The organism is Glutamicibacter soli, from assembly GCF_003309065.1.
In the GTDB taxonomy this organism is placed as follows: domain Bacteria; phylum Actinomycetota; class Actinomycetes; order Actinomycetales; family Micrococcaceae; genus Glutamicibacter; species Glutamicibacter soli.
On sequence record NZ_POAF01000002.1, the window covers coordinates 221,091 to 246,061 of the forward strand.

Annotated in this window: 24 protein-coding genes and 2 tRNA genes; 11 read left to right on the plus strand and 15 right to left on the minus strand. The window is 63.8% G+C overall.

The genetic code is table 11. From position 1 onward, the window contains the following. Nucleotides 1-11: 11 nt before the first annotated feature. The gene (locus C1H84_RS04585; RefSeq protein ID WP_052772604.1) at nt 12-404 is read left to right on the plus strand and encodes a hypothetical protein; all 393 of its coding nucleotides are present in this window, start codon (nt 12-14) and stop codon (nt 402-404) included. Nucleotides 405-447: 43 nt separating this feature from the next. Beyond that, nucleotides 448-1,872, plus strand: a complete 1,425-nt coding sequence (locus C1H84_RS04590; RefSeq protein WP_113606905.1) for a sodium/solute symporter — start codon at nt 448-450, stop codon at nt 1,870-1,872. A gap of 99 nt (nt 1,873-1,971) precedes the next feature. Here C1H84_RS04590 and C1H84_RS04595 read toward each other — a convergent pair whose 3' ends face one another. From C1H84_RS04595 to rpsB, 6 genes are all read right to left on the minus strand, one after another. After that, nucleotides 1,972-2,544, minus strand: a complete 573-nt coding sequence (locus C1H84_RS04595; protein ID WP_047121039.1) for a DivIVA domain-containing protein — start codon at nt 2,542-2,544, stop codon at nt 1,972-1,974. A gap of 151 nt (nt 2,545-2,695) precedes the next feature. Further along, nucleotides 2,696-3,898: a phosphatidate cytidylyltransferase gene (locus C1H84_RS18485; protein ID WP_244910807.1), complete on the minus strand. Its 1,203-nt coding sequence runs from the start codon at nt 3,896-3,898 to the stop codon at nt 2,696-2,698. 50 nt (nt 3,899-3,948) lie between these two features. Beyond that, complete coding sequence (frr, locus tag C1H84_RS04605; RefSeq protein ID WP_047121038.1) at nt 3,949-4,506, minus strand: ribosome recycling factor; 558 nt, start codon at nt 4,504-4,506, stop codon at nt 3,949-3,951. Nucleotides 4,507-4,583: 77 nt separating this feature from the next. Beyond that, on the minus strand, nt 4,584-5,306 hold the full coding sequence (pyrH, locus tag C1H84_RS04610) for a UMP kinase (RefSeq protein ID WP_047121037.1): 723 nt from the start codon (nt 5,304-5,306) through the stop codon (nt 4,584-4,586). A 192-nt stretch (nt 5,307-5,498) separates the two neighbouring features. Beyond that, entirely contained in the window at nt 5,499-6,335 is an 837-nt protein-coding gene (gene tsf / locus C1H84_RS04615; protein WP_047121193.1) for a translation elongation factor Ts, read from the minus strand. Between the two features lie 141 nt (nt 6,336-6,476). After that, nucleotides 6,477-7,292 (minus strand): 30S ribosomal protein S2, encoded by an 816-nt coding sequence (rpsB, locus tag C1H84_RS04620; RefSeq protein WP_047121036.1) that lies wholly within the window; start codon nt 7,290-7,292, stop codon nt 6,477-6,479. 202 nt (nt 7,293-7,494) lie between these two features. On the opposite strand from rpsB, the gene C1H84_RS04625 reads away from it, so the two are divergent. Beyond that, the gene (locus tag C1H84_RS04625; protein WP_342352843.1) at nt 7,495-8,214 is read left to right on the plus strand and encodes a M23 family metallopeptidase; all 720 of its coding nucleotides are present in this window, start codon (nt 7,495-7,497) and stop codon (nt 8,212-8,214) included. Between the two features lie 102 nt (nt 8,215-8,316). Here C1H84_RS04625 and C1H84_RS04630 read toward each other — a convergent pair. The 7 genes from C1H84_RS04630 to C1H84_RS04660 all read right to left on the minus strand — a co-directional run bounded on the left by C1H84_RS04630 (nt 8,317) and on the right by C1H84_RS04660 (nt 14,429). Beyond that, a tRNA-Ile gene (locus C1H84_RS04630) sits at nt 8,317-8,390 on the minus strand. A gap of 98 nt (nt 8,391-8,488) precedes the next feature. Continuing rightward, nucleotides 8,489-9,676 (minus strand): glycosyltransferase, encoded by a 1,188-nt coding sequence (locus tag C1H84_RS04635; protein ID WP_047121034.1) that lies wholly within the window; start codon nt 9,674-9,676, stop codon nt 8,489-8,491. Between the two features lie 49 nt (nt 9,677-9,725). Continuing rightward, complete coding sequence (locus C1H84_RS04640) at nt 9,726-10,646, minus strand: DMT family transporter (RefSeq protein WP_047121033.1); 921 nt, start codon at nt 10,644-10,646, stop codon at nt 9,726-9,728. 69 nt (nt 10,647-10,715) lie between these two features. Then, nucleotides 10,716-11,558 (minus strand): phage holin family protein, encoded by an 843-nt coding sequence (locus C1H84_RS04645; protein ID WP_052772603.1) that lies wholly within the window; start codon nt 11,556-11,558, stop codon nt 10,716-10,718. A 269-nt stretch (nt 11,559-11,827) separates the two neighbouring features. Then, a tRNA-Asn gene (locus C1H84_RS04650) sits at nt 11,828-11,900 on the minus strand. Between the two features lie 96 nt (nt 11,901-11,996). Beyond that, complete coding sequence (locus C1H84_RS04655) at nt 11,997-13,112, minus strand: glycosyltransferase family 4 protein (RefSeq protein WP_113606686.1); 1,116 nt, start codon at nt 13,110-13,112, stop codon at nt 11,997-11,999. 51 nt (nt 13,113-13,163) lie between these two features. Then, nucleotides 13,164-14,429 (minus strand): MFS transporter, encoded by a 1,266-nt coding sequence (locus C1H84_RS04660; protein ID WP_113606687.1) that lies wholly within the window; start codon nt 14,427-14,429, stop codon nt 13,164-13,166. 333 nt (nt 14,430-14,762) lie between these two features. Here C1H84_RS04660 and C1H84_RS04665 point away from each other — a divergent pair, with 333 nt between their 5' ends. The 3 genes from C1H84_RS04665 to C1H84_RS04675 are packed head-to-tail and all read left to right on the plus strand — an operon-like array spanning nt 14,763 to nt 19,941. Next, nucleotides 14,763-16,283, plus strand: coding sequence for a pyridoxal phosphate-dependent decarboxylase family protein (locus tag C1H84_RS04665; RefSeq protein WP_113606688.1), 1,521 nt, complete (start codon nt 14,763-14,765; stop codon nt 16,281-16,283). After that, complete coding sequence (locus tag C1H84_RS04670) at nt 16,280-17,590, plus strand: lysine N(6)-hydroxylase/L-ornithine N(5)-oxygenase family protein (RefSeq protein WP_244910808.1); 1,311 nt, start codon at nt 16,280-16,282, stop codon at nt 17,588-17,590. Before C1H84_RS04665 ends, C1H84_RS04670 begins: the two co-directional genes overlap by 4 nt. A gap of 8 nt (nt 17,591-17,598) precedes the next feature. Then, complete coding sequence (locus tag C1H84_RS04675) at nt 17,599-19,941, plus strand: GNAT family N-acetyltransferase (protein ID WP_113606689.1); 2,343 nt, start codon at nt 17,599-17,601, stop codon at nt 19,939-19,941. 56 nt (nt 19,942-19,997) lie between these two features. Here the strand turns inward: C1H84_RS04675 and C1H84_RS04680 are convergent, their stop codons facing one another. Beyond that, nucleotides 19,998-20,627 (minus strand): maleylpyruvate isomerase family mycothiol-dependent enzyme, encoded by a 630-nt coding sequence (locus C1H84_RS04680; RefSeq protein WP_113606690.1) that lies wholly within the window; start codon nt 20,625-20,627, stop codon nt 19,998-20,000. Between the two features lie 181 nt (nt 20,628-20,808). On the opposite strand from C1H84_RS04680, the gene C1H84_RS04685 reads away from it, so the two are divergent. Genes C1H84_RS04685 through C1H84_RS04700 form a run of 4 tightly spaced genes read left to right on the plus strand, consistent with a single transcriptional unit; the run spans nt 20,809 to nt 23,056 of the window. Beyond that, on the plus strand, nt 20,809-21,144 hold the full coding sequence (locus C1H84_RS04685) for a PadR family transcriptional regulator (RefSeq protein ID WP_047118257.1): 336 nt from the start codon (nt 20,809-20,811) through the stop codon (nt 21,142-21,144). Nucleotides 21,145-21,147: 3 nt separating this feature from the next. Then, nucleotides 21,148-21,519 carry a DUF1048 domain-containing protein gene (locus tag C1H84_RS04690; protein WP_047118256.1) on the plus strand — a complete coding sequence of 124 codons (372 nt, stop codon included), beginning with the start codon at nt 21,148-21,150 and terminating at the stop codon, nt 21,517-21,519. Nucleotides 21,520-21,521: 2 nt separating this feature from the next. Beyond that, on the plus strand, nt 21,522-22,286 hold the full coding sequence (locus C1H84_RS04695) for an ABC transporter ATP-binding protein (RefSeq protein WP_113606691.1): 765 nt from the start codon (nt 21,522-21,524) through the stop codon (nt 22,284-22,286). 2 nt (nt 22,287-22,288) lie between these two features. Next, complete coding sequence (locus C1H84_RS04700; RefSeq protein WP_113606692.1) at nt 22,289-23,056, plus strand: ABC transporter permease; 768 nt, start codon at nt 22,289-22,291, stop codon at nt 23,054-23,056. Between the two features lie 75 nt (nt 23,057-23,131). On the opposite strand, the gene C1H84_RS04705 is transcribed toward C1H84_RS04700, so the two are convergent. Then, on the minus strand, nt 23,132-23,953 hold the full coding sequence (locus C1H84_RS04705; RefSeq protein WP_113606693.1) for a DUF4190 domain-containing protein: 822 nt from the start codon (nt 23,951-23,953) through the stop codon (nt 23,132-23,134). Nucleotides 23,954-24,149: 196 nt separating this feature from the next. Here C1H84_RS04705 and C1H84_RS04710 point away from each other — a divergent pair, with 196 nt between their 5' ends. Next, complete coding sequence (locus tag C1H84_RS04710) at nt 24,150-24,971, plus strand: hypothetical protein (RefSeq protein WP_047118253.1); 822 nt, start codon at nt 24,150-24,152, stop codon at nt 24,969-24,971.

The window sequence follows — 24,971 nt, forward strand, 5'->3', positions numbered from 1 at the left end:
GGCGTGATTCCGTGAAGCGCGACTCCCCGGAGGCTCCCCTGCCTGGACGCTTTGCCCAGCAGCGTCCGCAGCGGGTACGCGTCCAGGCTCCCCAGAATGCCTCGCTGACCGTTTCCGCGGTCAAGCCGGAACATACGGCCCAGGAATTCTACGTCCAGCAGTTGATCCGCTCCCAGTTGCGGCTGGCCTGCGCCGTGGCCGCAGGGCTGCTGACCATGCTCGTGGGTATCAGTGCGCTGCTGGCCCTCTGGCCGACGGTCTATGAATTCACTTTGTGGCATATACCCCTGCCATGGTGGATTCTCGGGGTGGGGATCTATCCGCTGATCATCGTGGCCGGCATGCTGTTCAACGGCGCGGCGGCCCGCAATGAAAAACGCTACCGGAGCATCAGCCGTGATTAATCTGCTTTCAGCCCTGGCCTTGGTGGTGGTCTGCGTGACCACCATGCTGATCGCCTTCCACGGGCTGCGCCTGTCGCGCACCACCAGCGATTTCTACGTGGCCAGCCGCACCGTGCGCCCGTGGTGGAACGCCTCGGCCATCGGCGGCGAATACCTGTCGGCCGCCTCTTTCCTGGGTGTGGCCGGGCTGATCGTGCTCTCCGGCCAGTCCGGGCTCTGGTTCCCCATCGGGTACACGGCTGGCTACCTGATGCTGCTGCTGTTCGTCGCCGCGCCGCTGCGCCGCTCGCAGGCCTATACCATCCCCGACTTCGCCCAGATCCGCTTCGAGGAATCCAAGTCGCTGCGCAAGATCACCACCTACCTGGTGGTGGTGATCTGCTGGCTGTACATCGTCCCGCAGATGCATGGGGCGGCCCTGACCCTATCGATCGCCACCGGGCTGCCCGGATGGCTCGGACCGGTGATCGTGGCTGCGGTCGTGTGCATCACGGTGGTCTCCGGCGGCATGCGCTCGGTGACCTTCGTCCAGGCTTTCCAGTACTGGTTCAAGCTGGCAGCGCTCGTGGTCCCCACGATCTTCCTGCTCTTCCAGGTGATCCCAGAGCAGTCCAGCACCGCGCGCCTCGACAGCATCGCGACCCAGCTGGAATCGGTGGCCGGGCTGAACCTGTACGAGACCATCTCCATCATCCTCGCGCTGCTCTTCGGCACCCTGGGCCTTCCCCACGTGCTGGTGCGCTTCTACACCAACCCCACCGGGCAGGCCGCACGTTCCACTACCGTGATCGTGCTGGGCTTGCTCTCGGTGTTTTACCTGCTGCCCACCACCCTCGGCGTGCTGGGTCTGCTCTACGCCCCGCAGCTGGGCGGCAACGCGGAGACCGACGCCACGGTGCTCCTGCTGCCCTCGGCGGTGCTGGACGGGTTCCTGGGCGACTCGCTGACCGCGATCGTGGTCGGCGGCGCCTTCGCCGCGTTCCTGTCCACCACCTCCGGGCTAGTGGTCTCGCTGGCCGGGGCGCTGTCCCAGGAATTCTTCGCCGGGACCGTGCGGGGCTTCCGCATCTCCACCGTGCTGGCCACCGCCCTGCCGGTGTTCATCGCGGTGGTGACCAGCTCGCTGGCGCTGGCCGGAGCGATCGGCAACGTCTTCGCTTTCACCGCCTCGACCATCTGCCCGCTGCTGCTGCTGGGCATCTGGTGGCGCTCGCTGACCGCCCGCGGAGCCATTGCCGGCATGCTGACCGGCGCGGCCGCCTGCGGCCTGGCACTGATGATTTCCAGCCTGCTGCCCGAGGTCGACACCCTCTGGTTCCACATGCTGCGCCAGCCGGCTGCCTGGAGCGTCCCGCTGGCCTTCGTGGTCATGATCGCGGTCTCCCGCGCCACCGCGCGCAGCGTCCCCGCCAATGCGGACCGCATCATGGCCCGGCTGCACGTTCCGGACCGCGACTCCGCCTTCTGATCCACCGCCCACCAGCACGTGGAGTGTGCAGAGACGCACAAGGCCGCCGGCCGCCGGGGAATAACCCGGGCAGGCGGCGGCCTGTGAAGCTGCGCGGTGCTAGTCGATCGAGGCCATCAGCTCGACCACGCGGTCGAGGAACGCGTCGACCTGCGACTCCTCGTAGCCGTCGGTTCCGGTGGACGAGCGGAACTCCACGCGGCGCACGGTGTCCACTGACATCGGCACGTCCTTCTCGAAGTAGTCGATCAGCTGGTCGCACAAGCGGTCCACGTCTTCGACGTTGTAGCTCGAAGCGTTGGTGCGCGAGGGGCGGCGGAAGCGCTCCCCCTTGGCACGGTGCAGTCGCCCGCGCAGGATCGCCGCCAGGCGGCCTACCTGCTGCAGCCAGACTTCCTCGCCCTGGTGGGCGATCAGGTCGTCGCGCTCGCGCTTGGCGAAGACGTCTTCCAGCCGGTCCAGCGCGCCGTCGACCTCGCGGGCCTGGTAGCCGCCCTTCTGCGGGGCGAAGGTCGTGCGGCGGATCAGGTGGCTGGTGACCACGCTGTCGTCGTTGCCCCCGCCGTTGAAGGTGGCACGGGCGCGGCTGAGGAACGCATCAACCTGCTTGACGTTGTAGCCGAATTCCGAATCCGGGACCCGGGAAAACGGAGCATCTTGCTGCTGCGACACGACTGATCCTTCTTCTCTCGATAAAGTCAGGGGCGGATCGAGGTGATCCGCGATCCCTAGTTATTCTATGGCGTGAGCCAAGGCATGGGTTAAAAGCCACACCGGCGGGCGTCATCCATGGGAAAGGATCACACCGCGCCGGTGCTGCGGCCTATGACAGGGAAACACTCCATGTCAGCAAGTGGGAGATCAGGTAGCCCAACGGGACGACGAAGACCACCGAGTCCAGCCGGTCCATGATGCCGCCATGGCCCGGCAGCAGGTTGCTCATGTCCTTGATGCCCAGCTCGCGCTTGATCATGGATTCGGAGAAGTCTCCCGTGGTTGCCGCGATCGTGGTGAAGAACGCCAGGATCACGCCGGTCCACCATGGCATGTCCAGCCAGAAGTGCATGGCCAGGGCGCCGACCGCCATGGATCCAAGCATCGAGCCGGCGAAGCCCTCCCAGGACTTCTTGGGCGATATCTTCGGGGCCATGGGATGCTTGCCGAACAGCACCCCGACGATATAGCCGAAGGTGTCGTTGCTGACCGCCAGCAGCAGGATCGTTGCGATCAGCCACTGGCCGTTGGGCTCCTCGAGGATCAGCAGCGCGAAGGACAGCAGCAGCGGGACCCAGCTGATGATGAACACGCTGCTCATCACCGAGGCCGCGGCCCCCTTCAGCCCCTCCGTCAACCGCACCAGCAGCGCGATGACCAGGCAGATCATGTAGGTGAAGCCCATGGCTTCCAGCCCGCCCCAGATCGCGCTGATCGGAAGCATCGCCGAGGCGAGGAAGAGCGGAACCAGCGGGACCGAGGTCTTGGCGTGGGTGGTCGCACGGGCGACTTCCCAGCTGCCCACCCCGGCCAGGGCCACAATCAGTCCGACCAGCAGAGGCTCGTAGAGGAACAGGCCCGCGAGCACCAGTCCGAGCATGAGCAGTCCGACGCCGATGGCGGCCGGCAGGTTGCGCCCGGCCCGGGACTTCTTGGGCTCGGCCGGCGCGCCGACCAGCAGTTCGGTCGGGATCGAGGCCCGGGCGGCGTCCGGTTCACCGGTTTCAGCCAGGTCCTCGGACTCGCTGACCGGAGGGGGCTCGGCAGGACCTTCGACCTTGAGTTCCTCGGGAGGAACCGGAGAGCGGTCCTCCGCGGTGAAAGCCGCCTTGGCGCGCTGTTTGGCCTGCTGCGAGTCCACCGCGGCGCTCGCGGCTGGCATCCCCGGTTCAATCACCGGCTGCGGCGGGCCTGCGTCCTCGGGTTCGCGCGCGGCAGGCTTCTTGCCGCGGCGCTTGGCTTCCTTCTGCTGGGCTTCGTGCAGGGCTCTCGCCTCGCGGCGGGTCAGGGGTTTGGCTTCACCGGATGCCACTGAGGGCACCGCCGAAGCCGTGCCCTCAGTGTGATCTGTCGAGCCTGGCATTAGACTTCCAGCAGCTCGGCTTCTTTGTTCTTCAGAATCTCGTCGACTGCGTCAACGTGCTTCTTGGTCAGTGCGTCCAGGTCCTTTTCACCGCGGTTGCCCTCGTCCTCGCCGATCTCGCCGTCCTTGACGAACTTGTCGATGGCGTCCTTGGCCTTGCGGCGCAGGTTTCGCAGTGCAACGCGGGCATCCTCGCCCTTGGCGCGGGCCAGCTTGACGTACTCCTTGCGGCGCTCCTCGGTCAGCACCGGAAGGGTCACGCGGATCATCTTGCCGTCGCTCGACGGGTTGGCGCCGACCTCTGGATCACCCAGCGCCTTTTCGATCTCGCGCAGGGCGGTCACGTCGAACGGGGTGATGGTGATGGTGCGGGCCTCTGGCACGGCGAAGGAAGCCAGCTGCTGCAGCGGGGTCGGCGAGCCGTAGTAGTCCACCATGACCTTCGAGTACATGCCAGGGTGTGCACGGCCGGTGCGGATCGTGGCGAAGTCTTCCTTCGCGGCCTCAATGGTGCGGTCCATCTTTTCGGCGGTTTCCGCCAGGGTTTCGTCAATCACCGGTACTCCTCAAGTACTCATTGCTGTTTCCACCAAGGGAAAATAAATCTAGAACAATCCTATGCCACGTTCACCGCTTATGCGGTGACGGTGGTGCCGATTCGCTCGCCGCGGATGGCGCGGGTGACATTGCCCTCACCTTCCATGCCGAAGACCAGCATGTCCAGCTTGTTGTCCTGGCACATGGTCATGGCGGTCTGGTCCATCACGCGGATGTTCTTGACCAGCGCCTCGGTGTAGGTCAGCGTGTCGAGCTTGGTGGCGGTCGGGTCGGTCTTGGGATCGGCGGTATACACGCCGTCCACGCCCGACTTGGCCATCAGCACCTCGTCGGCGTCGACTTCCAGGGCGCGCTGGGCCGCGACGGTGTCGGTGGAGAAGTACGGCAGTCCGGCGCCCGCGCCGAAGATGACCACGCGGTCCTTTTCCATGTGGCGGATTGCGCGGCGCGGGATGTAGTTCTCCGCGACCTGGGCCATGGCGATGGCCGACTGCACGCGGGTCTCGACGCCGCACTGCTCCAGGAAGTCCTGCAGGGCCAGGCAGTTCATCACGGTGCCGAGCATACCCATGTAGTCTGCGCGGGAGCGGTCCATGCCCGAAGCCGACAGCTCGGCGCCGCGGAAGAAGTTGCCGCCGCCGACGACGATCGCCACCTCGACCTCGCCCACAGTCTGGGCAATCTGCTCGGCGATGCCGCGCACGGTCTTCGGGTCGACGCCCACCTTGCCGCCGCCGAAAACTTCTCCTGAGAGCTTGAGCAGTACGCGGCGACGCTTGGTTTCTGGGCTGGTTGACATGGGGTCTAACTCCTGCAGTTGGTAATTCTGTGGTGAGGGGATCATCCCGAGTCCCAAGCTACCTTGAGATCCGGGCTCGAGAAAAGGGAGGCGAGTCACCGAGTGTATGCTCGGTGCCCACCTCCCTTTTCTCTAGTGCGGCCGGCTAGCGGCCGCGAACACATTTCGTGCGATTGCCTTCGGCGGTGAAGCTTAGGCGCCTACGCGGAAACGAGCGAAGGCCTCAGCCTTGGTGCCGGCCTCTTCGAGAACCGAACCAACGGACTTCTTGGCATCCTTGGCGAAGGCCTGGTCAACCAGGACAAGCTCCTTGAAGAAGCCGGTCAGGCGGCCTTCAACGATCTTGGTCAGGGCGGCCTCTGGCTTGCCTTCGGCGCGAGCGGTCTCGTCAGCGATGCGGCGCTCGTCGGCAACCTTGTCTGCTGGAACCTCGTCGCGGGTCAGGTAGGTCGGTGCCATTGCGGCGGTGTGCACTGCAACGTCGTGGGCCACGGCAGCAGCAGCTTCCGAAGCGGAGTCGACAGCCAGCAGCACGCCAACCTGGGCAGGCAGGTCCTTGCTGGTCTTGTGCAGGTAAGCAGCAACGTGCTCGCCCTCAACGCGTGCTACGCGGCGGACAACAACCTTCTCGCCGAGGATTGCGCCCTCTTCGATGACGGTGTCGCCAACGGTCTTGCCGTCAACCTCGAAAGCCAGCAGGGTCTCGACGTCGGCTGCGCCCGAGGCGACAGCTGCGTCCAGGACCTTGTTGGCCAGGGTGATGAACTTGTCGTTCTTGGCAACGAAGTCGGTCTCGCAGTTGATCTCGATCATGACGCCGGCCTTGCCCTCGACCTTGGCGGCAACCAGGCCCTCGGCGGTCGAGCGGCCTTCGCGCTTGGTAGCGCCCTTCAGGCCCTTGACGCGGATGATCTCGATGGCCTTCTCGGCGTCGCCGTTGGCCTCGTCCAGAGCCTTCTTAACGTCCATCATGCCGGCGCCGGTGCGCTCGCGCAGTGCCTTGATATCAGCAGCGGTGTAGTTTGCCACGTGCAATCCCATTCAGCTAGGAGTTTCAAGTTAGTTTGCTCGTGGGACGGGTCGGATACCCAACCCGTCCCACGAGAGTGTGGAGTTTCCCTTCACAGCACGCTAGTGCCTAAAGGGAAACTCCAGAAGTCACGGAAGTGACTACTTGGCTTCTGGAGCCTCGGTCTCGGCAGCAGCCTCGGCCTTGGCCTTCTCGCCCTCGAGCAGCTCGCGCTCCCACTCAGCCAGTGGCTCAGCGGCGCCCTCGGTCTTGCCTGCAGCCTTGTTGTTCTTGGCAATCAGGCCCTCTGCCACTGCGTCGGCAACAACGCGGGTCAGCAGGTTGACGGAGCGGATGGCGTCGTCGTTACCCGGGATCGGGTAGGTGACTTCGTCAGGATCGCAGTTGGTGTCCAGGATGGCGACAACAGGGATGCCCAGCTTCTGAGCTTCGTCGATTGCCAGGTGTTCCTTCTTGGTGTCAACGATCCAGATAGCCGACGGGGTGCGGGTCAGGTTGCGGATACCACCGAGGTTGTTCTGCAGCTTGGTCAGCTCGCGCTTCAGCAGCAGCAGTTCCTTCTTGGTGTGGCCCGAACCGGCAACGTCGTCGAAGTTGATCTCTTCCAGTTCCTTCATGCGCTGAACGCGCTTGGAGACGGTCTGGAAGTTGGTCAGCATACCGCCGAGCCAGCGCTGGTTCACGTATGGCTGGCCAACGCGGTTAGCCTGCTCGGCAATTGCTTCCTGAGCCTGCTTCTTGGTGCCGACGAACAGCACCGAGCCGCCGTGTGCAACGGTCTGCTTGACGAAGTCGTAGGCGCGGTCGATGAACGACAGCGACTGCTGCAGGTCGATGATGTAGATGCCGTTGCGCTCGGTCAGGATGAAACGCTTCATCTTCGGGTTCCAGCGACGGGTCTGGTGGCCGAAGTGTACGCCGCTGTTCAGCAGCTCTCGCATGGTTACGACTGGCATGTCGCAACTCCTTTCAGCAGTAGCGGACCGGGCGCACGAACGCCCGCGGTAACTGCCCTAGTTGTTTGGGTTGTTGCAGATGTACATTGTGAACATCCGCCCTGGCATGAACCCCGGAATGCTTGGCATTCCGCACGCCGTCCACCGATTCTCTCGGACCACTGGAACGGCCGGCTTCCCCGCTTGCGCGAGGAAGAACTTCATGCGCGAAGTCAATTTCCTGCCCGGAGCATCCGATTTTGGACACACCTCTGACAGAAAACTGCACTTTTCAGTGTACTACACCCCCAGGGGCCGCTTCGCCCGAGAGCAAGGTGATCTAGCGCCCACCGCGCTGCCCACAATCAGCGGTGAATCCAACACCGGTCGGCCCGGGGCATCGCAGGGTGGATCCATGAAACCCCTTCGAGTACTCGCACTGATCCAACTGCTGATTTTGGGCATCATGCTGACTGCCGCGGGCACATCTGGCAACACGGCCGCACAAGGCTCCTTGCCCACAGCCGCCGCCCGCCCGGGATGGCAATGGCCGCTGGCCGGCGAGCCCGCAATCCTGACCCCGTTCGACAAGCCCGAACAGAAATGGCTCGCCGGGCACCGCGGTGTGGACCTGCGGGCAGCCGAGGACACAAGCGTGCTGGCACCCCACCGGGGAAAGGTCGCGTTCCGTTCCACGGTCGTGGACCGACCAGTGCTTGTGATCGACCACGGCTCTGGTTTTGTCACCAGCCTGGAACCTGTCAGCAGCGAGCTCGCGGCCGGCGCCTGGATCGAGGCGGGAGACAACGTCGGAACCGTGGCCACCGGAGCGCATTGCTCGAAGCGTTGCCTGCACTGGGGTGTCCGACTCGATGGCGAATACATTGATCCGGCGCTGCTTATCAGGGATCTGCGGCCATCGATCCTGTTGCCTTTGCATTAGGCTTGCGCCGTTTCAACAGGACTGCAGGCAATTCACTGAAGACTTGAAACCGAAAAATCGCCCGGCGATCTGCTGGCGCAGATCACCGGGCGACCCGAGATGTAGGGAGTGACGGACTTGAACCGACGACCAAGGGATTATGAGTCCCCTGCTCTAACCAACTGAGCTAACTCCCCATCCGCGAGCTTTCCTGAAGTTTCAGGGGAAGCACACTCGAAATATTCTAGGGCATCACCAGCCCAAACGCCGATTCGGCGCACGGGCCCGAACCCAATTAGTGCATGGTCACCTTGTGTCCGCGGTACAGGGCTTCAAAGGCATTCATTGTTTTCTCCTGCGCATGGTTCAGCACCTTGCGGTGCCCAGCCTTGCCCAGCTTGGCCCGGCCAGCTTCGTCGAGCTGCAGGACCTTCTCCAGCTTCTTTGCAAGGTCTTGCCGGTCGCCCGGGGTGAACATGTAGCCGTTGACGCCCTCATCTACCAGGTGCGGCAGGGCCATGGCGTTGGCCAGCACCACGGGCTTGGACGCGGACAGCGCCTCCAAGGTCACCAGCGACTGCAGTTCTGCGGTGCCCGGCTGGCAGAACACGTCGCAGCGCAGGTAGGCCTTGCGCAATTCCTCGTCCGATACATGGCCCAGGAATCGCACCCTGTCGCTGACCTTCTGCTCGGCCGCGATGCGTTCCAGGTTCTTGCGCTGCTCTCCGCCTCCGACAATCTCGAGAATCGCGTTCGGCACCGAGTGCATCAGCGGCAGTGCTTCAATCAACTCGTTGATGTTCTTTTCCACGGCCAGGCGGCCTGCGAAGAGAATGGTCGGCTCCGCGTTCTTGGAGACGGTCTCCCCTGCAGCCAGTTCGTAGTTCCCGACCTCGATCCCGTTGGACAGCGGAAGGACGTCCTTGAGCCGGGCTCGTTCGCGCATGGCCTTCGCGGCCAGTGGCGTCGGTGTGGTGACGGCTTCGGCGCGGCCGAAGATCTTTCCCATGTCCCGCCACGAGTTGTGCGCGACGATCTTCTTGAACCAGACCGGGAACGGGAGGAATGGATCCAGGTTCTCGGGCATGAAGTGATTCGTCGCGATGGAGCGGACCTTGTTCTTCCGCGCCCAGGCGATGGTGTGCTGGCCGATCATGTAATGGCTTTGCGCATGCACTACGTCAGGCTTGATCTCCGCCAGCAGCTTATCGATCTGCCGATTGACCTCCCACGGGAAAACGATGCGGAAATAATCGTGGGTCGGCACGGAGTGCGACTTCAGCCGGTGGACGATGGCCTCGTCGCGAACCTCGGTGTAGGTCCGGCCGGACTCGCCGCGCGCGGCCAAAACGTGGACCCGGTGTCCGCGTTCGTGCATGGCCGTAGCCAGGCGGTAGCAGAACATGGCGGCGCCGTTGACATCCGGCGGGTAGGTATCGGCGGCGATGACGATGGTCAGCGGTTTATCCTCGGCCACAAGCATCCTTTGTCGTTCAACATGTACAGATTCCATTGCGTGCTGCGAAGCACTGCTATTCTTGTTCGCCCTGCGGGCTCTTCCTGCCCTGCGCTGCATGCTTGGCCCGCCGTTCGATGACGTCGGGATGGTGCCTGGACAGGGCCACCACGCCGATGATTGCCAAAATGCCGGCAACCAGCATGGCCAGCGAGATCAATACCGGAACATCCGGCCGGAGCTCTCCGAGGATGATCACGCCGATGGCAATGCCGATGATCGGGTCGATGACGGTCAGTCCCGCGATGACCAGATCAGGAGGCCCCTTGGAGTAGGCCTTCTGCACGAAATACGAGCCGATCAAGCCTGCGACGACCACGGAGAGTCCGGCGAGCCACGGCAGCTTGGACAGGCTGGAGTCCCCCAGATCCAGGACTGCCACGGCAATCATGCGTACCAGCACGGCGACGAACCCGAACAGGATTCCAGCGCCGGCGATGTAGAAGAAGGCCCCGAGCTTTTTGTGGAACAGCACGGTGCACAGGGCCACCGCAACCACCACGCAGGCGAGGATGAATTCGATCAGGTGGGCTTCGGCCTGCGTCATGCTCTGGTTGGTATTCGTCACCATGATGGCCATGAGCACGAAGCCCACCGAGCCGACCATGCAACTGGCGATTGCCAGTACCGTGGGCCGGTTCATCGTCAGGTCGGATTCCCTGGCATTGACCAAGGCGGTGATGACCAAGGCGATGGCGCCGATCGGCTGCACGACCGTCAGCGGAGCGTTCGCCAGTGCGAAGACATTCAGCGCCATGCCCAGGACCATCAGGAGCAATCCGCTCATCCAGCGTCCGTTGGACACGAGCTTGCTGATGTTCCCGATCTTCAGGTCGAGCCCGCCCACTGAATTGCGCACGGCCATGGCCTGGAAATGCGCACCGAAGGCAAGGCAAAAGGCACTGCATAGAGCCGCTGTAATAGCGATCCAAACCATGTCAGTGCCTTTCTGGCCTTGTTGTTTTCATGCCGCGAGGCGTTGCGTGTCCGCCCTGGGCATCAAAGCCTAGGAGCGCTTGAAGAGCTTGCGGATCACAACCGCCAAGGCGGTTGCCGATCCTGCTGCTACGACGAGAGGTTTGGCTTTTTCCATGCGTTCTGCAGCGGCTCTGTCGGACTCCGATAGGTCTTCACCGGCAGTGGATGACGGGCGAACGAAGCTGCGTGCCTTGGCGGCGGCATTGCTGACGCGCTCACCGGTGCTCTCAGCGAAGTGGCGCACCTTGTCGACCTTGGCCAACGGAACCTGGATGCTTTCGCCGAGGTTGTCGCGCAGGGCCTGGATCTGGCGGCGGCGCCGCTTCGTGCGCAGGATGAGCTCGTCGGCGCTTGGTGCCGGAGGCTTCGGCTCGCTGGGCTTGGAGTCCTTGCCTTCGGCGTCTTCGGACTTCTTCTTCAGCGGTTCGTCCAAGGTGCTGACGTCGAAGTTGCTGCCGTCCTTGAGAACACCGATATCGTGGCGGATGCCGCGGATCGCTGCTTCAGGCTTGAGCGGCATGGCCTTCTTGATCTTGCGGTATCCGACGAGTCCCAGAATTGCGGCAAGGATCAGGAAGAATCCGGCCAAGATCAGCGCTGCTGCCCAGCCGGGGAGCCAAATTGCCAGTACGTTGATCAACGTGACCACGGCGGCAATGCCGAAAAGCAGGACGAGGACCAAGGCCGCGCCTGCCATGGCGCCGGCCATGCCCAGGCTGATGCCCTTGCTTTTGAGCAAGGTTGTCGCGAGCTTGAGTTCGTCCGAGATCTGCTGCGGAACAAGTTCCTTGAGGCCTTCAACTTGCGCTTTGGCACTCTTGACGCTCGACTTCAGACTTTCATCAGTCTGCGTCGATTCAGCTTCAGACATGGTTTCTCCATATTCTTGATCGCCGGATAACCGGTAGTACTCACGCTAGCACTCCAGTTGTCGCGGGCGACTCAGTCTTCAGGCGTAATACTCATGGCTCGATCTCATGCCACGGGTGTATCTGTTCTCGTTCGAAAGTCTATCGCCTGAAACCGGCTGACTATAAGCGATGCAAAAATTTGTGCGTGCCCTGACCAGTACCTGAGCACTTCTGTCTACGAAAAAGAGAAACCTCCCAATCACCACAGGCGATTGGGAGGTCTATTTCGCTCCTCCAACTGGACTTGAACCAGTAACCCTTCGATTAACAGTCGAATGCTCTGCCAATTGAGCTATGGAGGATTGCAACGAGATATACTTTATCACTGGCCAAGCCGGGTTTTCAAATCGGCGGCGCCCCCGCGCCCGAGGGGTATTTTCGCCTTGAATTTCCGGGTTTCACCGCTTGGATCGGAAAGCTTTTCCCGCGTTCCCCCTCAACTTTGCCCTGTGATTTGAAGCATATTCCGCGAGCTCGATCAACTGGCGGGCAGAGCGCTCCCAGGAATAATTTTCTGCGCGCAGCACCGCGAGTCGCGAATACCGGCTCCAAGTCTCATGATCCGCCAACCGGCGCACTTGCTCCGCAAAACCTCGGGGGTCGTCTGGTGCGGCAAAGAGGGCTGCATCATCCGCGACCTCCCGGAAGATCGGCATGTCGGTGGCGACCACCGGAGTTCCCATGCTCATGGCTTCAACCAGCGGCAGCCCATAGCCCTCTTCACGCGACAAGGTCACCAAGGCGGTGCATTCTCCCAAGAGTTTTTCGTATTCCTGGTCGCTGACGCCGTCATGGAAGATGACCTTTGCCCCCTCGGGCATCTGTTGCTCAAGTTCGCTGCGGCGCTGCTCGGCGATTCCGCTCAGCAGGTGCAGTTCGAAGTCGGGCAAGAATGCCATGCCGGCAAGCAGCGTCTCGACGTTTTTGTATTCCATGAATGAACCCATGTACAGCAGGGTCTTCTTGGGCTCGGCAGTTTCCGAGCGCCGAGCGAAGGTTCCACTGGGCGCATTCGAGACCAATCCAATGTGCTTGCGCGTCAGGTTGTGCTTGCGCATCAGGGAGGCTGTCGTATTGGAGACCGTGGCCACCGCATCTGCCCGATTCAGGAGCCAGCGCTGCGGCCAATACACCTGGTGGAAGAGGAACCAGCCGAGCCGGATCGGAGCCGGCAGGAATTTCGGGGCATGGGGATGCGAATAATAGATCAGGTCATGCAGGGTCAGGATTACCGGGTATTTGCGACCGAAGGTTCCCATGGTCTGCATCGGCGAGAACACGACGTCGGGGTTCAGCTTGTTGACCTGCAACGCCACCAGCGGCTCCAGTGCGCTGGTTGGGGATGACACCTTCAAGTAGGGCACCTCCGGCAGCATCGGCAGTTGCCTTGGATCGTTGACCAGCATCGTGACCTCGGCCAGCTCGGAGGCCGCCGCGATCAGCCCTGCCGTGAAACGGCTGATCCCATCGTGGTGGGTAATGCGGGTATATCGGGCATCGATCACGAGTTTCACGAGGTGAGTCGCCTTTGTCGTTGGCAGCGTATGGGAAGTTAAGCCTATCCGCTACGGTTCGGGGACTTCTTCATCGACAGACGGATCCTGCGCACGCCGGCCCGCCATGGCGAGCGACAGGTAGCAAACCAATCCCAGGACGTTCGCCAGTACCCAGGCGCCCAAGGCCGCGCGAATTCCGAAGACCGCGCCGATCCCTCCACCCAGCAGGCCTCCGAGCGGCACGACGCCGAAGGTGAACAAACGACGTGCGCTGGTCACGCGCCCCAGCAGCTGTTCCGGGGTAATCTCAGCCACCCACGTTGCCATTGACACATTGAACACCAAGATGAGCACGCCCCATCCTGCGGCATGTACCACGAGCAGAATGATGGCCAGCGGCGGCGCAGCGAATCCGGCGGCAAGCACCACCCCCGATAAGACAATTTGTCCAGCGATGGTCGGCAAGGCGAGCTCGCGTGGCGTAAACTTTTCGGCCAACCGCGGTGCCAGCAGGGCACCTGCCAGCCCGGAGAGCCCGCCCAGCGCCGCATACAGGCCGAACCCTGCAGCGCCCAGCCCCAGCTCATTGATGATAAAAAGTCCTTCGACGGCGGAGCCGATCGCCAGTCCAAAATTGGAGAACGCGACGCTCAAGGTCAGCGCCTTGAGTACCGGGCTGTCCCACACGTATCGCAAACCGGCGGCGAAGGCCCCCTGTCGCGAAGCGCTTCCCACGGCTTCAGTCTCGGTTGGACGCGTAGCTGTCTTCCCCCGGACCGCGCACGAGGTGCCGAAGGCCGCGAGCAGTAGGGCCGCGGCGGCAGCCAGCAACGGCGGAGCGCCCAAAAGCGCGAACAGCGTTCCCGCAGCTGCAGGAATGATGATGCTCAAGGCCTGGTCGGCGGCGGCCAGCCGCGCAATGAGCCTGGCCATCGATGTCCGCTCATCGGCCAGCGCCGGGGCGGCGGCCGCTTGCGATGTTTCGCTGAAAACGTTGCAGAAGCCCAGAAGTGTCGCCAAGACCAGCACCAGCGCGACGCTCAGCGCCCCGGCGGCGCTGAGGATCAACAGGCACCCCATGAGCGCGACTTTGGCTCCGAGACCAAGCCGCAGAACCTGCAATGGCCCGAGCCGATCGACCAAATATCCAGCTGGGAGCGTGGCCGCCACGAACGCCAGCGTTCCCAGGGCGTTGAGCAGACCCATGTCGAAGGCGTCGGCTGCCAACGTAGAAATGAAGAGCAGTTCCACGGTGAAATCACCAAGATTTCTGCCGGCGGCGTCCGCAGCATTCGAGCGCAGCAACATTCGTTGCGACTTGTGCAGATCAGGCATGCGGACCCTCCTTTGGTTACTGAAACTTACCAATCAAGGTGCCATTTTTGCCCCTCATGCAAGTCGATCGATTAGCTCAAAGTTTCAAGTTGACCGATTCGGCGGAAAACACTCCGTTACCGGCGCCGAGTCGGGCGCACGGAGCACTGAAACCACCAAGTCAAACGGGTGAGAAACCTGCTCCCATACCACAGAATGCTGGCCGACGACCCCTGCGTCACGAAACTTTCTATTCGAGTTACCCGGTTTGCATTAACTAATTATCCTATGCTGTTAATAGTTTTCGTTAGGTAAGCCTGACCATACATATCCGCCAAGCTGAGGAGCATACACATGGGTACGCCAATGCCTTCCATGCAAAGAGTCACCGTCGATTCGCCGCCCGGCGACAGCTCGCTGTTATGCGCGCAGACCGCGGCGCAATTCGAAACCGAGACCGCCCGCGTAGTGAGCCATGTGGCCGCGCAGCTATCCACCGTGGCCTCTCCCGCCACCGGCGCAACCCCAGATCAACTCCGGCCGGCCATCGAGGCGGTGGACCTGAACAGCCCGCTGGGCAATCTCACCGAGGCCTTGGAGGAAATCCAGCATCTCTACTTGCGCGATGCGATCTACTTCCACGACACCCGTTACGCCGCCCATCTGAACTGCCCCGTGGCCATCCCCGCGGCAGCCATCGAGGCAGTGGTCACCAGCGTGAATACGTCGATGGACACCTTCGATCAAAGCGCCGGGGCAACCCTGATCGAACGCAAGCTCGTGGACTGGACCGCAGGCCTCATCGGCTTCGATGTCCAGGGCGCGGATGGGATCTTCACCTCCGGCGGCACCCAATCCAACCTCCAAGCCATGCTGATCGCCCGGAACATCGCGGCCTCCAAGCTGGGCGGTCCGCTGCCCCACCGCCTGTCGAGGCTCCGGATCTACTGCTCTGCCGATGCCCATTTCTCCATCCGCGATGCCGCCATGCTGCTCGGCCTGGGCAGCGAGGCAGCCGTAGCGATTCCCACCGACTCCCTGCACCGCATGGATCCAGCCGCCCTGCGCCGGCAGATCGATGCGGATCTGCAGGCAGGGCTGCAGCCGATGAGCATCAGCGCAACGGCCGGCACCACCGACTTCGGCGCCATCGATCCACTGCTCGAACTGCGGCGCATCGCCTCGGAGCACGGAACCTGGCTGCATGTCGACGCCGCCTACGGGTGCGGCTTGCTGATCTCCCGGCACCACCGCAGCCGTCTAGCCGGCATCGAATCCGCGGACTCCGTGACGGTGGACTACCACAAGTCGTTCTTCCAGCCCATCGGATCCAGCGCGCTCATTTTGGCCCGCGGCCGGGATTTCGGTTCCATCGCCCATTACGCCGAGTACCTCAATCCGCGCTCCGAAGCCGCTGGCAGCGCCAACCAAGTGGACAAGTCCCTGCAGACCACGCGCCGCTTCGATGCCCTGAAGCTATGGACGACGCTGCGCACGCTGGGCGCAGACCGGCTGGGATCCATGTTCGACCAGGTGATCGAGCTGGCGGAGATGGCCGAGCGCGAGGTGGCCCTGCGCGACGAGCTGCGGCTGGCCGCCCCGGTGCAGCTGAGCACGCTGGTCTTCGCCTTCAACCAACCGCATCTTTCCTTGCCGCAGGCGCAGAAGAACCAGCTCGCCGACCAGATCCGCCACCGGCTCTATGCCTCCGGCGAAGCCATGATCGCCGCCACCACCCACCACGGCGAGCGCCTGCTAAAGCTCACCTTGTTGAACCCGAACACGTCCCTGTCCGATATCAGCGCCATCCTCGATGCCATCTGCAAGGCAGGACGCGAAGTACTTTCCGATTTCGAAGCTGGAGTATCACTGTGAAGCATTTTGACGTCATTGCCATCGGGGCCGGCCCCTTCAACCTCGGTCTGGCAGCGCTGGCCGAACCGCTGGACCAGCTGAGCCTGGCCGTTTTCGAAGCCCGGGAAACTATCAGCTGGCACCCGGGCATGATGCTGCCCGGGACCCACCTCCAGGTCCCCTTCATGGCCGATCTGGTTACCATGGCGGATCCCACCAGCCGGTTCTCGTTCCTGAACTACCTCAAGCAGCAGGGCCGCATCTACCCGTTCTACATCCGCGAAGACTTCTATGCCCTGCGCTCCGAGTACAGCGCCTACCTCGCCTGGGCCGCCGGGGAACTGGCCAGCGTCCACCTGGGCCACCGGGTGCTGGCGGTCGAGCACTCCGCGGGCAGCTACCGCCTCTCCGTGCTCAGCGCCGGGGGCGTTGACGAATTCAGCTGCGACAAGCTGGTGCTCGGCACCGGTTCCCAGCCCTACCTCCCGCCGGTGCTCGGCGAGGGCGCCGCGGCCCGCGCCGTCCATTCGAGCGATTACCTGAGCCATCGCGACCGCCTGCTGCAGCCGCGCACGGCACGCCCGCACGTGACCACCGTGCTGGGCAGCGGGCAGAGCGCGGCCGAGATCTTCCTGGACCTGCTGCGCAACCTGCCGGACGAAGACCACCTCATCTGGGCGACCCGTTCGGAACGCTACTTCCCGCTGGAATACACCAAGCTGACCTTGGAGATGACTTCGCCGGAATACATCGACCATTTCCATGCGCTGCCCCAGGAGTCGCGCGACCAGCTGGCCGCCGAACAAAAGGGGCTCTACAAGGGCATCAACGCGGACCTGGTTAACGAGATCTACGACGAGATCTACGAACGCAGCGTGGCCGGCCGCCCCGACGTCCATTTGCGCACCGGGTGCGCCGCCACCGACATCCAGCTGCGGCCCGAAGGCCTGGCCGTGAAGCTGCGCCACGAACGCACGGCGCAGGATTTGTCTTTCGTCACCGACGAGCTGGTGATGGCCACCGGCTACAAGAGCCAGCTGCCCGATTTCCTGACCGGAATCAGCTCTCGGATCAACACCCTGCCCGACGGGCGGCTGGACGTTGACCGGGAGTACGGGATCGGTGAAGACATTTTCGTGCAGAACGCCGAGCTGCACACCCACGGGTTCACCGCCCCCGATCTGGGGATGGGCGCCTACCGCAATTCGGTGCTGCTCAACCGGATCACCAGGAGCACCGCCTACCCGGTGGAAGAACGCATCGCCTTCCAGCGCTTCGGCGCCGCGTCCCTCGACACCCTGCCCACCGCAACGGCCACCCACGCCTAGGAGCACCCATGACTTTTAAATTCCGAACCGTCAGCCTGCCGCACGACACGCAGCTGCTGCATTCCTGGATCGCCACCGAGCACGCGGCGTTCTGGGGAATGCGCCACGCCACCGCTGCACAGGTGGAGTCGGCCTACGCGCAGCTGCTGGACACGCCGCGCTACCAAGTGCTGCTGGGACTGGAGCACCAGGATCCCCGCTTCCTGGTGGAACTCTACGATCCGCTGGAGTCCCCGCTGGCCGGTGCCTACCGCCACATTCCCGGCGATCTCGGTCTGCATTTCCTGGCCCCGGCCGCCACCGCACCCGAAGCGGGGTTCACCTACCGTGCCCTGGCCGCCGCCGTGCAGCAGGGCTTCGACGATCCGCGGGTGCAGCGGATCATCGTCGAACCGGACCTGCGCAACAAGTCGATCCATGCGCTCAATGCCAGGGTGGGCTTCAGGCCCGTTGGCCCGGTGCGGCTGGCCGAGGCGGACGGCGGCACCAAGCATGCGCTGTTGTCGATCATCACCCGCGCTGAATTCGAACAGGCCACCGGTGCGGTACTGACCGGTACCGTGCTGTCCCCCGAGCGCTGGGAACGCGCCAACCGCCATGTGCTGGCCAAGGCGCTGGGCGAATTCAGCCATGAACGGCTGCTGGAACCAGCAGAGCACGGCGAGCAGTGGTACAGCCTGCACAAGGACGGGCACCGCTACCGGTTCACCGCCGGGCGGTACCGGATGAACCACTGGCTGGTGCAGCCGTCCTCGATCATCCACGAACGCTTCGCTGACGGTTCCTGGCAGCCGGCCGGGGTCGACGTGCTCGATTTCGTCACGCTCTACCGCCAGGAGCTCACCCTGAGCGAAGCGCAGCTGCCCACCTACCTGGAAGAGCTCTCCTCGACGCTCAGCAGCCACTGCTACAAGCAGTTGCAGGCCTCGCACTCCAGCGCGCAGCTGGCACAGTTCGCCGGCACTGCAGCGCAGTCGTTCCAGCGGATCGAAGCGGCTATGACCGAAGGACATCCATGCTTCGTCGCCAACAACGGGCGCATGGGATTGGGCCGCGCAGACTACCTGCGCTACGCCCCGGAGACGGGAACGGCACTGCCCTTGGGCTGGGTCGCGGCCCACCGTTCGCGGGCGCATTTCAGCTCGATCGACACCTTGGACTACGATGGCCTGCTGGCCGATGAACTGGACCCGGGCGAACGCGCACGGCTGGAGGGGGTGCTGGAGCGCGCACTCCGCGACACCGGAGGCACCGCAGCGGACTACATCCTGATGCCGGTGCACCCATGGCAGTGGGAGAACAGGCTGTCCATCACCTTTGCGAACGACATCGCCGCCCGGAAGCTGATCTGGCTGGGCGCCAGCGCGGATCACTACCAGCCGCAGCAGTCCATCCGCACCTTCTTCAACGTCGATGCCCCGCAACGGCACTACGTGAAGACAGCCATGTCGATCCTCAACATGGGCTTCATGCGGGGCCTGAGCGCCGAATACATGAAGGCCACCCCGGCGATCAACCAATGGCTGGGCGAGCTTTTCGAGAAGGACGCGGTGCTTTCCACCCAGCCGGTGGCGCTGCTGCGCGAAGTCGCCGCGGTGGGATACCGCAACCCCCAGTTCGAGGCAGCCACCGACGCTTCGGCGGCGCAGCGCAAGATGCTTGCAGCCCTGTGGCGGGAATCCCCTATCGGCGCGCTGGCCGACGGCGAGCGCCTGGCTACCATGGCAAGCCTGCTGCACGTCGATGACCAGGGCCGGTCTTTCGCCGCGGCCTTGATCCGCAGCAGCGGCCTGGACCCCGAGCAGTGGTTGGCCGCCTACCTTGACGCGTATCTGGTTCCCCTGGTCCACTGCCTGGCCGCCTATGACCTGGTGTTCATGCCGCATGGCGAGAACGTCATCCTGGTGCTCAAGGACGGGGCGGTGCAGCGGGTGCTGCTCAAGGACCTGGGCGAGGAGATTGCGGTGCTCTCGGACAGGGTTGAACTGCCCGATGAGATCCGCCGGGTACGCACCGGCGGCGACCCGGTGCTGTCGATCTTCACCGATGTCTTCGATTCGTTCTTCCGCTTCCTCGCGCCGCTGCTGGATGCCGAAGAGGTGCTGGGCGAGGACGACTTCTGGCGCATTGTCTCCCAGCGCCTGCTGGGCTACCGCAGCGCGTACCCGTTATTCGCCGAGGACTTCGACCGGTTGGGGCTGTTCGCTCAAGCCTTCCCGCTCTCCTGCCTGAACCGCCTCCAGCTGCGCAACAACCAGCAGATGCTGGATCTTGCGGACCAGTCCGGCGGGCTGCTGTATGCAGGAGAGTTGGAGAACCCGCTGGCTTCGGCGCTCGTTGCCATGAAGTAGCCTTCTCTTCTCTACGGGCGCCACGCCGGGACCATGCTATGTTCCGCTGCGGCGCCCTACCCGATGCGGGCGGCGAGGGCGGCGGCTCCGTCGCCCTCGAGCCGGGGGCAGGCTTCGCGCCGCCCGGCCATTGCCATCACCAGATCCAGCAGGCTTCCGCGCACTTCAGGGCCGGCCCCGGTGGCGAAATCATTGTCCAGCGCAACCAGGGCCAGCCCCTTGACCAGGCCCTTGCTGTTCACCGCGCAATCCTTGGCTGCGAAAAACTCTGCGACCTCCCGCACCGCCGGGGCCGATGGCTCCAAAGCCAGGTTGTTGGGCCGGGCAATGTCCTGCCCGTGCACCAGCACCTCGCCGAGCAAACCCTGGCTGGAGCCCAACGGGGCGATGCGGCGGGTGCGGGCCAGGCGATAGCGCGCCAAGGTTTCGGAGAAGTCCCGCCCCAGCTGGCCGGCCAGCAGCCGCGTGTTGTGCCGGTCGGTGTTGAACCCCGAGCGTGCCATGTTCACCAGCCACCCCGGGGTCGCGGTGGACCCCGCCGCGCTGAGGTGCGCGACCACGTGCTGCACGTCCCAGTCCTCGCACAGCGTCGGCAGCTCCCATTGCCCGGGCTGAAGCGCCGCCAGCACGTTGTCCAGGCGCTGGCGTTCCTCATCAATCAACCGCCATCTTGCTGCATCGTCCATGGTTCCCAGCCTAGTTAGTTGTCGGGGTCTTCCGACCGGAAAATTTGTGCGCGCCCAATTCCATGTGGGAACCGCGATTGCCCTGAACTGGAAAAAACTTCACTACTAAGTGTTGCTAATTACCACTACTGAGTTCTACTATCTACCTGTACTCAACATCGCTAAGTAGACAGGAGATGCCATGGGAACACAGATGACCGAAATGCTGAAAGGCACCCTTGAAGGCATTGTCCTCTCGATCCTCGCTGAACGCCCCGCGTACGGTTACGAGATCACCGCTGAACTGCGCGAACGCGGCTTCACCGACATCGCCGAAGGCACCATCTACGCACTGCTGATCCGCATCGAAACCAAGAAGCTCGTCGCGGTGGACAAGGTCCCCTCCGCCAAGGGGCCGCCGCGCAAGGTCTTCACCCTCAACGATGCAGGCAGGGCCCAGCTCAGGGACTTCTGGTCCACCTGGAACGAGCTGGTCAGCCGCATCGACAACCTCCCCCACGAAAGCAAAGGACACTGAATCATGGCAGCCAAATGGATCGAAATGATGACCGGTTCCCTGGAACAGAAAAAGCAGTACAAGCGCAACGTCGCGCGGCTGGAGGCACTGGCCTCCCCGTACAAGGAAACTGCCGCCGCGCTGCAGCGCTACTTCCTCTACCAGGGCGGAGTCACCGACGGAGACATCCTGGTCGCCATGCTCGGAGACCTGGCCGAGCTCTTCGAGGATGCCGCCGCGGCCGGCACTCCGGTACGCGACATCGTCGGTGAGAACCCGGTGGAATTCGCCGAGGAATTCACCGCGGCCTACGGAGGCCAGCGCTGGATCGACAAGGAACGCACCCGGCTGATCGAGGCAATCGACCAGGCCGAACGGAAGGAAGAAGGGCAGTAGCCATGCAGGCAATCGAGGTCCACGGGCTGCGCAAGTCCTACAAGGACCTGCACGTGCTGCGCGGGGTGGACCTGGCAGTGCCCGCCGGAAGCATCTATGCGCTGCTGGGGTCCAATGGAGCCGGCAAGACCACGCTGGTCCAGATCATCAGCACGCTGTTGTCCGCCGACGCCGGGCAGGTGCGGGTCAACGGCTTCGACACCGCGGCCCAGCCCCGCCAGGTGCGCGAGTCGTTGAGCCTGACCGGACAGTTCGCCGCCATCGATGGCGTGCACACCGGCCGGGAAAATCTGATCCTGCTTGCCAGGCTGCGCCGGGATCCGGACCCGGAGCGGGCAGCCGACGCGCTGCTCGAACGCTTCGACCTCACCGAAGCCGGCGCCCGCCGGCCCTCGACCTACTCAGGCGGCATGCGCCGGCGGCTTGACCTGGCCATGGGCTTGGTCGGAGGCGCCCCGCTGGTGCTGCTGGATGAGCCGACCACCGGCCTTGACCCGCAGTCCCGGATCCAGATGTGGAACATCATCCGCGAGCTGGCGGCTTCCGGGACCACCGTGCTGCTGACCACCCAATACCTGGACGAGGCCGAACAGCTGGCGGACCGGATCGCCATCCTGCACGACGGCACCATCATCCAGGAAGGCACCCTGGCCGATCTGCGCAAGCTGCTGCCGCCGGCCACGATCGAACACGTTCTCAAGGAACCGACGCTGGAAGACATCTTCCTGACCTTCGTCGGCTCCGCCGGCGCCCCGGAAGGAGCCTGATCATGAGCATCGCCGCGCTGCACGACACCCGCATTCTCACCGGACGCTCGCTGCGCCACATCCTGCGCAGCCCCGACACCATCATCACCACCGCGATCACCCCGATTGCCATGATGCTGCTGTTCGTTTTCGTCTTCGGCGGGGCGATCAACACCGGAAGCAGCGAATCCTACGTGAAATACATGCTGCCCGGAATCCTGGCCATCACCATCGCCTCGGGCGTCGCGTACACCTCCTACCGGCTGTTCCTGGACATGTCCGAGGGCATGATGCTCAGGCTCCGCTCGCTGCCCATCTCCCGCTCGAGCATGCTGTGGGGCCATGTGCTGACCTCGCTGGCGGCCAACGCCGTCTCCTTGCTGCTGGTCATCGGCGTGGCCTTCCTGGCCGGCTTCCGGCCCCGGGCCACCGTCCTGGACTGGCTGGCCGCCGCGGCCCTGCTGCTGCTGACAACCCTGGCCTTGACGTGGATCGCGGTTATCGCCGGGCTCAGCGCCAAGACCGTGGACGGGGCCAGCGCGTTCAGCTACCCGCTGATCCTGCTGCCGTTCATCAGCTCGGCGTTCGTTCCCACCGATTCCATGCCGAGCGCAGTAGCCTGGTTCGCCGAGAACCAGCCGATCACCGCCATCGTTGATTCGCTGCGTTCGCTGCTCACCGGGGCCGCTCTGGATGCGTCGATCTGGGTCTCCGTGGCCTGGCTGCTGGGCCTGCTCGCAGCGGCATGGGTCGTCTCCCTGTTCGTATTCAGGAGCAAGACCCGCGGCTGAGGCCACGAGCGGACGATACGGCCAAAAACAAACAGCCGCAGGATTCAATCCTGCGGCTGTTCGTGCGACCTGGATCTACTTGGTGGCCCAGAGGCCGGACTCGTCCTTGAAGGACAGCGTTTCGGTCACGCGGATCTTGGCGTCCTCGACCGCCGCGGCAGGCACGTCGAATGCCAGCTGGTAGGAGCCTTCGCCCCCGGCGGTCAGGGTCGGCACATCCGTTGCCGGGTGCTCAGTCACCGCCATGCTGCTCGTGGTGCTGTAGATGCGCGAATCGGAGCCGACCAGCTCGACCGTCAGGTCGATCCACGGGTCGCCCTCCTCGGCACCGTTGAATTCGGTGGTGAGGTCGACCAGCACGTACTGGCCCTCAGGCTTCTCGTTGAACGGATTCGCGGCGGCGATTTCCTTGTCGGCTTCCAGGTTCACCGCATCCACGCTGACCGTGTATTCGCCGATGCCGGCAGACTGCCCCAGGCCCAGAGCCTGGGCCGGATCCTGCGCCTGTTCCAGCACTTCCTCGGACGCGGCGACTTCGCCGTCACTGGCATCCTCGATGGTGGCCGACAGCTCGTCCAGCGCCTTCACGTAGGCGGCCTGGGTGGCGAAAACCAGCACGATGGACACGACGGCGATGACGGTCGAGGCGATGCCCAGTCCCTTGCCGCCGTTCTTCTTGGACGCGATGATCAGCGAGATGACGCTGAGGACCAGGGAGATGAAGCCCAGCACCGCGGCGAAGTTGTTGACGATCGGCACCCAGCACAGGCACAGTGCAACGATGCCGATGACCAAGGCCGCGACGCCCAGGCCCTTTCCGGCGGACGACTTCGCAACAGGGGCGGGTGCCGGTGCCGGCATCTGGGGGCCGGGGTCCAGCTGATTTCCAACAGACATGAATGATTCCTCGAGTGATGATGGCGCGCTCGGCGCACCGGGTTTCAGCAGCGGCAGAAGGTGCAGCCCTCCTGCCTGCCGAGGTCTTGAACGACCTGGAATTCATCATTCCAAGGGCAACCTACAGAATGGCCCCACTCGATATTCCCTCCCTTTCCCCTAGCCAGAGCCTGCCGCCCCGGTGCAGAATGCGGTTATGGGCAACATGACGGATCGTCCCCACGGACTGGAGACCCTGCGCTACGTGCGGCTGATGCTGCTGGTCGTGCCGTTGCTGCTGATCGTCGCGATTCTCATCTACGCGGTGGTGAACCACCGGATCGAGGACTCGATCAGCTCCTACTACCTCGGACCGGCCCGGGACCTGTTCGTCGCCATGGTGGTCGCCACCGGCATCCTGCTGGTCGTGTATTCCGGCGCGCCGATGGAGGATCTGGCCCTGAACCTGGCGGGGTTCTACGCCATGTTCGTCGCGCTGGTTCCCACCCGCTTCGAAGCCTCGCTGGCCCTGCTCGATGAGGCGGGGCGTTCGCGCGCCGTCCTGTCCGTGCGCGTGGCCATCATCGCGGTGCTCATCGTCACCGCGGTCTTTGCCTATCTGGGCCGGCGGACCCGGCGCTGGCCGAGCCCCGACCTGCTGGGCACGCCGCGGCGGCGCTTTTTGATGATTTTGTGCGGGCTGCTGCTGGCAGCATTCTTGCTGCTGGTCATCTGGCGGGTTATCGAGGGAACGCACTTCGCCGGCGTCCATATCACCGCGGCGTTCCTGCTGGTGTGCTCGATGGCTGTGGCCATCGCCAGCCATCTGGGAACCGGGGGCCTGTGCGACGGCGACACCAGCGGTGGACGGCGGACCCACTACGCGGCGATCCTCTGGCTGATGGGAGCGGGCCTTGCCGCTTGGCCGGTCCTCGTCTGGCTGGGGGTGCGGCAGGCGGTGTTCATCGTTGAATGGTTCCAGATCGGGCTGTTCGCCTACTTCTGGTACCTGGAATCGCGCAGGCTCTGGGAGCACTGA

Bases quoted from the DNA above. Each gene is read 5' to 3' on its own strand.
- C1H84_RS04700 (WP_113606692.1), top strand. From the start codon at position 22,289: ATGAGCATCGCCGCGCTGCACGACACCCGCATTCTCACCGGACGCTCG.
- C1H84_RS04625 (WP_342352843.1), top strand. From the start codon at position 7,495: ATGCGCGAAGTCAATTTCCTGCCCGGAGCATCCGATTTTGGACACACC.
- C1H84_RS04660 (WP_113606687.1), bottom strand. From the start codon at position 14,429: ATGCCTGATCTGCACAAGTCGCAACGAATGTTGCTGCGCTCGAATGCT.
- C1H84_RS04590 (WP_113606905.1), top strand. From the start codon at position 448: ATGCTGATCGCCTTCCACGGGCTGCGCCTGTCGCGCACCACCAGCGAT.
- C1H84_RS04680 (WP_113606690.1), bottom strand. From the start codon at position 20,627: ATGGACGATGCAGCAAGATGGCGGTTGATTGATGAGGAACGCCAGCGC.
- C1H84_RS04710 (WP_047118253.1), top strand. From the start codon at position 24,150: ATGGGCAACATGACGGATCGTCCCCACGGACTGGAGACCCTGCGCTAC.
- C1H84_RS04705 (WP_113606693.1), bottom strand. From the start codon at position 23,953: ATGTCTGTTGGAAATCAGCTGGACCCCGGCCCCCAGATGCCGGCACCG.
- C1H84_RS04675 (WP_113606689.1), top strand. From the start codon at position 17,599: ATGACTTTTAAATTCCGAACCGTCAGCCTGCCGCACGACACGCAGCTG.
- C1H84_RS04665 (WP_113606688.1), top strand. From the start codon at position 14,763: ATGGGTACGCCAATGCCTTCCATGCAAAGAGTCACCGTCGATTCGCCG.
- C1H84_RS04635 (WP_047121034.1), bottom strand. From the start codon at position 9,676: ATGCTTGTGGCCGAGGATAAACCGCTGACCATCGTCATCGCCGCCGAT.
- C1H84_RS04685 (WP_047118257.1), top strand. From the start codon at position 20,809: ATGGGAACACAGATGACCGAAATGCTGAAAGGCACCCTTGAAGGCATT.
- pyrH (WP_047121037.1), bottom strand. From the start codon at position 5,306: ATGTCAACCAGCCCAGAAACCAAGCGTCGCCGCGTACTGCTCAAGCTC.
- C1H84_RS04645 (WP_052772603.1), bottom strand. From the start codon at position 11,558: ATGTCTGAAGCTGAATCGACGCAGACTGATGAAAGTCTGAAGTCGAGC.
- rpsB (WP_047121036.1), bottom strand. From the start codon at position 7,292: ATGCCAGTCGTAACCATGCGAGAGCTGCTGAACAGCGGCGTACACTTC.
- C1H84_RS04690 (WP_047118256.1), top strand. From the start codon at position 21,148: ATGGCAGCCAAATGGATCGAAATGATGACCGGTTCCCTGGAACAGAAA.
- C1H84_RS04695 (WP_113606691.1), top strand. From the start codon at position 21,522: ATGCAGGCAATCGAGGTCCACGGGCTGCGCAAGTCCTACAAGGACCTG.
- C1H84_RS04640 (WP_047121033.1), bottom strand. From the start codon at position 10,646: ATGGTTTGGATCGCTATTACAGCGGCTCTATGCAGTGCCTTTTGCCTT.